This window comes from Protofrankia sp. Cas3 (assembly GCF_963555955.1).
Classification (GTDB): Bacteria; Actinomycetota; Actinomycetes; order Frankiales; family Frankiaceae; genus Protofrankia.
The window spans coordinates 1-8,145 of the sequence record NZ_CAUVXP010000214.1 but is presented as its reverse complement, the minus strand read 5'-3'; the positions used below and the strand labels follow the sequence as shown (position 1 = coordinate 8,145).

Genomic DNA, 8,145 nt, shown 5'->3' with positions numbered 1-8,145 from the left:
CCTGGGGGTATCTGCCGGCGACCGCGGTATCCCAGGGTGGGCAGAACGAACCCATCCCCGGCGTGCCGTCCTGTCAATCCTATTATTGATCGCCGGCCAGTTGGGATCGTCGTTCAGTTCGGATCGTCTTCGCCCTTGAGCTGGACAACGACATAGCTTGTGAACGCGGCCTTGCAATCCGCGGCGTCCGCGGTGTAGCCCGCGACGTCTCTGAGGATGATGATGATGTCCTCGAAGACCTTTCCGTTGGTCAACGCGTCCCGTGACTCCTGTGCGAGCCTGGCCACCTCGACAGCGCTGCCCTTGCATCCGCTCGCCACCGTCTGGATGGCGCTGTCGTACCGCTGGATGGCCGCCAAGCTGGGATCCGCCTCGCCGTCGAGCAAGGCGAGCCGGTAGCCAGGCGTGTTCGGCGGCGGCGTCTCCTCAGGGTCCGCCGCTCCCCCGCCGCACCCTGCCGTCAACGCGACGATCACCAGTGCCGCCGCTGCCCACCGTGCCCGCATTCGTCCCTCCGAGTCCGGTCGGCAGCATAGCCCGCACGGGTGGAACAACCTGGCGGGAGGCTGACTGAGCACCGGACCGCACGCGCGTGGACCGGTGACCTCTGCCGCATCGACCGATACTTGGAGCGTCCGGTCGCCCTACCAGTGCCCGGCAACAGGGACGTGGGCGGCTTGTGATCTCACTGTTGGTTGTCCGACGTCTGGAAGGAGGCCACTTCGTGTCAGCTATCAGTGCACAGGCCCTCACCAAGGTGTTCACGACCCGCGCCGGCCCGGTACATGCGCTCGACGGCCTCGATCTGGAGGTCGCGCGGGGCACGGTCCTCGGTCTGCTCGGCCCCAACGGTGCCGGCAAGACCACGACCGTCCGCATACTGGCCACCCTGTTGCGGCCCGACAGCGGCCGGGCGACCGTACTCGGCCACGACGTGGTGCGCGACGCGCAGCAACTGCGCCGGCTCATCGGCCTGTCCGGGCAGTATGCCGCCGTCGACGAGAACCTCACCGCCGCCGAGAACCTGTGGATGTTCGGCAGGCTCTACCAGTTGCCGAGCCGCACCGCGCGCAGCCGCGCCGGCGAACTGCTCGAACAGTTCGCGCTGTCCGGCGCGGCGGACAGCATCGTCAAGACCTACTCCGGTGGTATGCGCCGCCGCCTTGACCTCGCCTCGGCTCTCATCGGCCACCCACAGCTGCTCTTCCTGGACGAGCCGACCACCGGTCTCGATCCGCGCAGTCGGGTTTCGATGTGGAACGTCATCCGCGATCTAGTCCGTGAAGGATCGACGTTGCTGCTGACGACGCAGTATCTGGAGGAAGCCGACGCGCTCGCAGACGTCATCGCCGTCGTCGACACCGGTAAGATCATCGCTTGTGGCACGGCCGCTGAGCTCAAGTCGCAGGTCGGCGGCGAACGGGTCGAGATCGTCGTCAACAACCCGGCGGACCTCGACCGGGCCCGGAATGTCATCTCCCGCCACTGCACCGCTGACGCCGTCGACACCGTCGTTGACGAGCGGGCGAAACGCCTGACCGCGCCCGCCGACGGTGGTATGCGCAAGCTCACCACCCTCATCCGCGCCCTTGACGAGGCTGGAATCGTGCTGGACGACTTCGGGCTACGCCGCCCGACCCTGGACGACGTGTTTCTCCGGCTCACCGGCCACGCCGTGCGGCAGAAGTCCGCCGAGGGCGAGGGCGACGGCGACGGCGATGAGGCGGTTGACGCACGTGTGGGAAGAGCCTCGTGACAAGCCCCATGGACCCCGCATATCCGGGCCGACGGACGCACGATCATCCAGCTGCACAGTCCCGGATATCTCGATGGAGACTGCGCGCGCCCGCCGCCAGCGCATCGGTCGTAGCCGACTCGCTGGTCGTCGCCTGGCGCAATCTGAAGCGGATCCCCCGTATCCCCGAGTTGGCGATCGTCGCGATCCTGCAGTCAGTGATGTTCGTACTGCTCTTCTCCTACGTGTTCGGCGGGGCGATCCCGCTGCCGGGAGGCGGCTCCTACCGCGAATACGTCATGGCAGGGATCATCGCGGAGACGCTTACCTTCGCGGCGGCGACCACCGCCATCGGCATCACCGACGACCTCGCCAAAGGCCTGATCGACCGCTTCCGCTCGCTGCCGATGGCCCGCTCGGCCTTCCTGACCGGGCGCACGGTCTCCGACGTCGTCTACAACGCCGTGATACTCGCGGTACTCATGCTCTCCGGCCTTGTCGTCGGTTGGCGGGTCCGCAACGGACCGGTCCGCTTTCTCGCGGCGGTGGCCCTCGGGCTGCTGTTCGCCTACGCGATGGCCTGGATCGGTGTCTGGCTCGGCCTTCTGGTGCCGACCGTCGAGGTCGCCCAGCAGGTGGCGTTCACCGCGATCTTCCCCATCACGTTCCTGTCCAACGCCTTCGTCCCCATCCAGACGCTGCCCGGCTTCCTACAGCCGGTGGCAGAATGGAATCCGGTGAGCTCCCTGACCGCCGCGATGCGGGTTCTGTTCGGTAACCCGAATCCCTTCGGCAGCAGCGGCTTCCCCACGAAGCACCCGATACTTGCCACCTTGATCTGGGTCACGGTCCTCATCGTGATCTTCGCGTCACTCAGCGTCCGCCGTTACCAGTCCATGTCGCGCTGAACACCAGCTGGGCACTGAACACCAGCTGGGCGCTGAGCACCGACTGTGCGCGGGCCCCGTCGGGAACGCGCGAAGTTTTCCCTGGCATCAGACGGTGATCTTGCAGAATCATACGAACCACTGGTCCTGACGACGGGGAGACTGCCGTGCGCACCGACCGTTCGGACGTGGTCTGGGCGACCGCTGTCCGGGCACTGGACGATGCGCAACACCGGACGACGTCATGGCTCAAACTCGGCTGCGTCGCACTGTTGTGGGCCACGGCCGCGCGATTACCCACAAACCAGCTCCCGCGGGGAGCCGGCCAGCTGGTGCTCGTCACGGTGGGCTGCCCGATGGCGTTCATCCACGCCCGCCCCCGTCTGGTGGCGCGGTTGGAACGGATACCTGGTCTGCGCTGGCTCGCCGACCACATGTTCCAGGCCCGGGGTCATGCCGAGGTTGACCTCCCGGGCCTGTTGGAGGCATTCGGCGTCCTCAGCGCCGGGCTGCTGTTCGCCGGCCCGTGGGCCGTACCGGGGCTGTCGGCTGCCATTCGATCAGTGGCTCTGCTCGCCTGCGTCAGCTGCACCTGGATGGTGTTCCTCAACGTTGTGCTGGACGCGGGCTGGTACGCACCGGCCGTCCCGGTGATCGTCGGCCCGGACCGCAGCACGGGCCCGCCACAGCCGTTCCTCGTGGTGCTCCGGCACCTGATACCGGTCGGCGTCAGCAGTGTCCTTCTTCTGATCATCGCCGTGCCGTGGACGGCGGAGCTGACCGCGGTCCCGGTCGTGCTGCGCGGGTCGCTCGGGCTGAGCCCGCTGCTCCTGCAGATCGTCTGGGTGTGTTTCGACCAGATACTCGCCGCCACCGCGGAGACTGTCCACGATGCGGAGGATGCGGTCCGCAAAGGCGTCGCGCAGGACCTGCACAGCCTCATCAAGAACGCCGTCCGGATCGTCGCCAACACCGTCGAGGCGCCAGCGCCGAACCATGCCGAGGTCCGCGCGCTCGTCCGGGACCTGCTGGTGGTGGTCGAGGAGGCACGCCTGGAACTGCTCCGGGGGCCAGAGGGACCAGACCCACACCTGTTCGCCACGCTGTGGAACGCCCTGGTGCGCGTTCTGCCGGACGGCATGCGGGGACGTTGCCGGCTTGCCGACGGCAGCGCTGACCTGGTGCTGTCCGGAACCGACTACCAGTTGGCCCGCCGGGTCATCGCCGATCTGGTGACCAACGCCTTCAAAGCCGGTGCGCAGCAGGTCGAAGTGTTCGTGACCACGATCCCGGACGGTGACTTTCCCTGGGTCGAGGTCCAGGTCCGTGACAACGGTCCGGGCATGCCGGCCGACGCATTGGCTGATCCGACTGGCAGCCTGCGGGTCCTGCAGTGGGAGATCCACCGCTACGGCGGACGCATCGCGTTCTTCAACGGTACGACTGCGAGTGCACATGCGGGCGAAGGTGCGGATACGGATACGGATACGGGATCGGGATCGGGAGCCACGGTGAACGTGCGCTGGCGTTCGCCGCAGCCGCGTTCGGGACTGCCATCCAGCCGGGCTCTGGAAAGGATATGACCATGCGTGTTCTTGTTGTCGACGACCTTCTGATGGCGGAGACCGAGGTCGCCCGCGCGCTGGAGGCGGACCGCGATGTCGAGGTGGTCGGCGTCCGTAATCCCACGGAACTGGCCGCATTACTCGACCGGGACGGCGACTTTCAACTCGCGCTGGTCGACCTGCACTACGGCAAGGAAACGCGCGAGAGCGGCCTGGCTGCCTTCGACGTTCTGTCCACACACGGCATTCCCAGCATCGTGCACTCGGTCGACGAGGACAACAGGATGCTGTTCCTCCTGGCCGTGTTCAGGTTCTTCCCGGAGACGTGGACGGTCGTACCCAAAAGCGCCGGGCGCGGGCCGCTGCTGCGGGCCGTCGAAGCAGCGCAGGGCGGACACCGCGCCGACGACACCGCGGCCCGCCCGTACAAACGCGCCGCACCCCTGCTGGACCAGCTCATCCGCCGTCCAACCGACCTGATCATCTGGCGGGCCATGCTGAACCACTTCCGCGAACCGCAGGTAGCACGTTCCGCGAACGTCTCGAAACGGGTCGTCTCCCAGTTCACGGCCGATCGCCGGCCTGTGGTCGCCCACATCGAGTCCGAGCTCCTGCACCGACGCAATCCGCCGGCCGCAGCGCCCGACGAACGCAACACGAACCTGCTTGAAGTGTCGGCATTCGCCCGACTCAACGCCGACTTCTTCACCGATCCCACCGTCGACCGGCTCATCACCGGCACGGCGGGGCCCAGTTGAGCGCCGGCTGGCTACCGTGGCTCGGGGTACCGCTGTCCCACGGGCCGCTCGCCGCCGCCGTCACCGCGTTCGCGATCAGCCCGGGAATCCCGATACTGCTCGCGCGGACCCTCGAACAGCGCTGGTTACGACCACGGGAGCAGTTCGTCGCGTTCATCTACGGTGACCCGCTGCTCGCTGTGGCCACCGGTACCGGTACCGGTGTCTCCCACGGCACCGCACCGACCGCGGTGGCAAGCCTGACCAGCGGTGCCGGGGCTGTCGGCGTCGTCGTCACCTGGCTGGTATTCGGCCTGTGGCAGTGGTGGGACGAGGTCCGCAGCGGCTACTTCCTGCCCGCGCAGGCCGTCGCCCCCACCAAGGTGTGGCATCAGCTTCTGATCTATCCGGTACTGGGGTACCTCGGCATTGCGGCATCCATGGCCGGCCTGACCGCCGCCACGCACACCGGCACCGCCGCCGCCGCGAAAGCCCTCATCGGGGTGTGCGTCCTGGCCTGGCTCGGCGCCCACCTCTACGACCGGCGGCACCCGAAACTGGGCCACCCACCGTATGACTGGCGGCGGCTGCGACCCGCACCGTACCCGTGGCCACGGACATCAACCACCTTGCTCGCGGCCGCCACGCCGCCGCACCAAGGTCCGTGGGAGCAAGCGGCGGGCTCATGACAGCAGGGCCGTGGCGTGGCCCGTCGGAACCGTCAGGGTCGGTGCCTGGACCGGGGGCTTCGGCGTAGTCCCAGCCGACGTCGGGCTCAACGCCTTCGACGGCGTCGCGGCCGGAGCCTTGGACGGCGTTGCGGCCGATGTTGTCGACGGTGCCTGGGATGGCGTCGCCGCGGCAGACCCGGTCGGACCCACGGACAGCACGATCGTCGACACTGCGCAGGGTGCCGGCGATGGCGCGTTCGGTGCGGGTGTGGGCGCTGGCTGGCATGCGGCGACAGTCGGTGACGCCGAAGGCGAACCGGGGCCGGTCGGCGATGCCGAGGGCGCAGCGGCCTTCGGCGCGGGCGGCAGCACCTTCACCTGCTGGGTCGCGTACTGCGGCGCGGCCTTCACCTGCTGGACGTTCTGGATCCGGACGCCGTGCACGTTACTCCGCAGGTTCAACGTGACCACGTTCCGGTTGGTCGTGATGGCAGAATCGCCGTCCGTAAGGAAGCGGAGCTTGTCCGGAACATGGATGCCGAACACGCTGTCCATGGCAACGCCGCGGATCGAGTGTCGGACGACGAGCAGGGTGCCGTCCGGCGGGGCCTGCATCTTCTTCGACCCGGACGTCTGGACACCGAAGGTTCCCAGCGGAGTCACAATCTCCGATTTAACACTCCAAGTGATGGACCCATCACTGGCAAGCGTGAGCTCGAACGGGAGAAGCGGCGGCTGGTATGTGCCCGCCCATTCGCAGCCGACAAGGAGCAGCGTCAGCGCGAGCGCAGACCCTACGGCCTTCCCAACGCCGAACGACCGATAGCTGAACGACCGATTACCAAACAACCGATGGCCGAACGGCCAATGAATGAACAACCGATCACTGATCGATCGACGCATGATCCGCCCCCGTGGCATTGTCTGGACCACCATGCCCGATGGCCCTCACGAAGACAATAAAACGCCATGGCGACAAAACGCGAGTCGGTTTTCCGACCGCTAGGCGACCTGACCGGTACCGGACCTGACAGGTACGCCCAGCGCACCGGTAGTCATCGGGCCGCCAGGCCACTGGGCCGCCGCAGATCTCGTAAATTTACCGGATCGGCACTCTAGCGAACTGCTAGTGTGCTGCTTTCATGTGTCCGTCAATATGGGATGTGGTCTTGCCCGCTTTCACGTGGACGAGCGCGCCGGGGTACCCCGATGGCGTCGTTGCCCCCCACCACAGCCGGGCATAGCCAGGCGCGTCAATCATGACCATGTAGTCGGCGGTGAACAATCCTTCCGTGTCACCCTCACGGCCAACGAGAGTAGTGACGGTGTACCGGCCCTGGGTATCGGTCGATGCGTCACCGCACTGGTCACCCTCATCCACACATGCCGAGATCTTGGCGTTGGGAATGGGTGCACCGGTAACCGAGTCGGTGACCAGGCCACTGATCTTGCCGCCAAGTTGGAGCTTCAGCGTCCGTCCTGACTTCACCGCGCCTGATCGAATCGTGACATCGCCAGCGTCATAGTTATGTACATACGGGGCGACGGCCCGGATGGACACCGCGTAGGTCCCGGCCGCCAGACCGGTAATCGAATAACTCCCGTCCGAAGCGCTGTCCGCCGTGCCCCCACCTGGACCCCCTGCACGCGGGTGCATGAAAACGGTCGCTCCGGACACTGGGGCGCCACCGGTCGCGGCGACCACCGTGCCGGACACCCCACCAGTCGTCGCAGCCCAAGCAGCCGTGCCGGTAACAAGCCCGCCGCCGACGGTAAGCGCGGCAACCGCGACGAACAAGACAAGAGAATTCCTGATGAACTTCATAAAGATAATGACCTTCATGAGCACTGAATTCCCCCAAAAATCTTCGCTCGTGTGCCATGCAGCCCCCCAACCGCGTCGGCTCTCAATCATGAACAGAGCCGTCGACGGCTGATGTTTTGGAAACGCGACTACCGACTGGGCCGTGAGAACGTGTGTCGAGATGCGCGAGCAGGCCATTTCCTGCCACGCCTGCCGGATCAATCAAGATCAGAAATATCTGATGTTAAGAATACGCGACAGTTCTCAACGAATACCCACGGACAGGGCACCGTCACGGCTACCGACGGTAGCGGTCCCAGTTGGGCAAGCCCACCTGGACGCCAACCAGGACTACAACCTGACCACCGACGGTTGGGCGGCCAGCCTGGCCCGATCCGCCCGCCGCGACCGGTCAGATCACGGGGTACGGATCAAACCCGTCGACCCCTACCCACCCGACGATGATCGGCGCGAGTTTGTCATTAGGTACGCTTTTCGGCCCGAAAAGCGTACACATGGACAAACTCGCGCCGATCTTGCCGACGGGCGACGCCAGCCGGGGCTAGTTCACCTGGCCCAGGGGTCGGCCCGGAAGGGGGCGGGGGATTTCCGTAAGGCGCAGGGTCTTCGCGGTCGTCGCCATGGTCTGGAGCGCGAGTTCCGGATTGTCGGAGAGTCTCCGACCAAAAGTGGGGATCAACTCGCCCAACGCCGGCTGCCATTTATCGTAGCGGTCGGGGAAGCAT

Annotated in this window: 8 protein-coding genes and 1 pseudogene; 5 read left to right on the top strand and 4 right to left on the bottom strand. The window is 66.3% G+C overall.

Annotated elements, in window-relative coordinates; all coding sequences use genetic code 11:
* Positions 1 to 113: 113 nt before the first annotated feature.
* Positions 114 to 476 carry a hypothetical protein gene (locus U9983_RS25270; RefSeq protein ID WP_322756406.1) on the bottom strand — a complete coding sequence of 121 codons (363 nt, stop codon included), beginning with the start codon at positions 474 to 476 and terminating at the stop codon, positions 114 to 116.
* 248 nt (positions 477 to 724) lie between these two features.
* Here U9983_RS25270 and U9983_RS25265 point away from each other — a divergent pair, with 248 nt between their 5' ends.
* From U9983_RS25265 to U9983_RS25245, 5 genes are all read left to right on the top strand, one after another.
* Positions 725 to 1,756 (top strand): ATP-binding cassette domain-containing protein, encoded by a 1,032-nt coding sequence (locus U9983_RS25265; protein ID WP_416211534.1) that lies wholly within the window; start codon positions 725 to 727, stop codon positions 1,754 to 1,756.
* Positions 1,753 to 2,643, top strand: a complete 891-nt coding sequence (locus tag U9983_RS25260) for an ABC transporter permease (protein WP_322756405.1) — start codon at positions 1,753 to 1,755, stop codon at positions 2,641 to 2,643. The genes U9983_RS25265 and U9983_RS25260 overlap by 4 nt, the downstream gene beginning before the upstream one ends.
* Positions 2,644 to 2,789: 146 nt before the next feature.
* On the top strand, positions 2,790 to 4,205 hold the full coding sequence (locus U9983_RS25255) for an ATP-binding protein (RefSeq protein WP_322756404.1): 1,416 nt from the start codon (positions 2,790 to 2,792) through the stop codon (positions 4,203 to 4,205).
* Between the two features lie 2 nt (positions 4,206 to 4,207).
* Positions 4,208 to 4,945 carry a hypothetical protein gene (locus U9983_RS25250; protein ID WP_322756403.1) on the top strand — a complete coding sequence of 246 codons (738 nt, stop codon included), beginning with the start codon at positions 4,208 to 4,210 and terminating at the stop codon, positions 4,943 to 4,945.
* Positions 4,942 to 5,613 (top strand): hypothetical protein, encoded by a 672-nt coding sequence (locus U9983_RS25245; protein WP_322756402.1) that lies wholly within the window; start codon positions 4,942 to 4,944, stop codon positions 5,611 to 5,613. Before U9983_RS25250 ends, U9983_RS25245 begins: the two co-directional genes overlap by 4 nt.
* Here the strand turns inward: U9983_RS25245 and U9983_RS25240 are convergent.
* From U9983_RS25240 to U9983_RS25230, 3 genes and pseudogenes are all read right to left on the bottom strand, one after another.
* Complete coding sequence (locus U9983_RS25240; protein ID WP_322756401.1) at positions 5,608 to 6,258, bottom strand: hypothetical protein; 651 nt, start codon at positions 6,256 to 6,258, stop codon at positions 5,608 to 5,610. The genes U9983_RS25245 and U9983_RS25240 overlap by 6 nt on opposite strands.
* A 463-nt stretch (positions 6,259 to 6,721) precedes the next feature.
* Positions 6,722 to 7,438, bottom strand: coding sequence for a carboxypeptidase-like regulatory domain-containing protein (locus tag U9983_RS25235; RefSeq protein ID WP_322756400.1), 717 nt, complete (start codon positions 7,436 to 7,438; stop codon positions 6,722 to 6,724).
* 523 nt (positions 7,439 to 7,961) lie between these two features.
* Positions 7,962 to 8,145: pseudogene (locus U9983_RS25230) on the bottom strand (malate:quinone oxidoreductase); the annotation flags it as partial.

Coding starts and splice junctions, on each gene's coding strand:
- U9983_RS25250 (WP_322756403.1), top strand. CDS start 4,208: ATGCGTGTTCTTGTTGTCGACGACCTTCTGATGGCGGAGACCGAGGTC.
- U9983_RS25235 (WP_322756400.1), bottom strand. CDS start 7,438: ATGAAGGTCATTATCTTTATGAAGTTCATCAGGAATTCTCTTGTCTTG.